The following is a 544-nucleotide window of genomic DNA, read 5'->3' as shown; positions in this document are numbered from 1 at the left end:
CCGCCGTCCCGGTCTCCTTCGCCGACCGGGGGCGGCCCGTCCCCCAGGGGCTCATCGGCGCGGGCGTCGTGGTCAACGACGCGCAGGGACGCGTACTGCTGGGACGCTCCACGCACGGCGTCTGGGAACTGCCCGGCGGCAAGCCCGATCCGGGCGAGTCCTTCGAGCAGGCAGCGGTACGCGAGTTGGGCGAGGAGACCGGCCTGGCGGCCTCGGCGGACGACGCCCACGTGCTCGCCGTCCTGATGGACACCACGCACGGTGTCCTGCGTCTGACTGCCGCCGTCCGCGTCACGGCCCACCGGGGCACCCCCACCGTCACCGAGCCGCACCTGGTCCACCGCTGGGAATGGCACAGGCCCGCCGATCTCCCCGCCCTCTCCGGCACGTTGTTCACGCCGTCGGCGCACGTCCTGGACACGGCGTACCCCGGCCTCTTGAAGGACCTGCCGCCCGTGCACCGCACGCCCGTCCGCTGAGCGGCAAGCGGAAAGGCGTGCGTACCCGGAAGGCCTCGGGCGTACGGGTCAGCTCGCCCCGCCCT

Annotated in this window: 1 protein-coding gene; it reads left to right on the top strand. The window is 74.1% G+C overall.

All coding sequences use genetic code 11. The features are described 5' to 3' along the window. The coding region (locus tag AOK22_RS43640; RefSeq protein WP_244165291.1) for a nucleotide triphosphate diphosphatase NUDT15 at nucleotides 1-479 on the top strand (479 nt) is incomplete at its 5' end. Nucleotides 480-544 lie beyond the last annotated feature (65 nt).

Source organism: Streptomyces silaceus (genome assembly GCF_001419745.1).
Taxonomy (GTDB): domain Bacteria; phylum Actinomycetota; class Actinomycetes; order Streptomycetales; family Streptomycetaceae; genus Streptomyces; species Streptomyces silaceus.
Note: the sequence above shows the minus strand (reverse complement) of the source record. Positions and strands in the feature narration are given on the sequence as shown.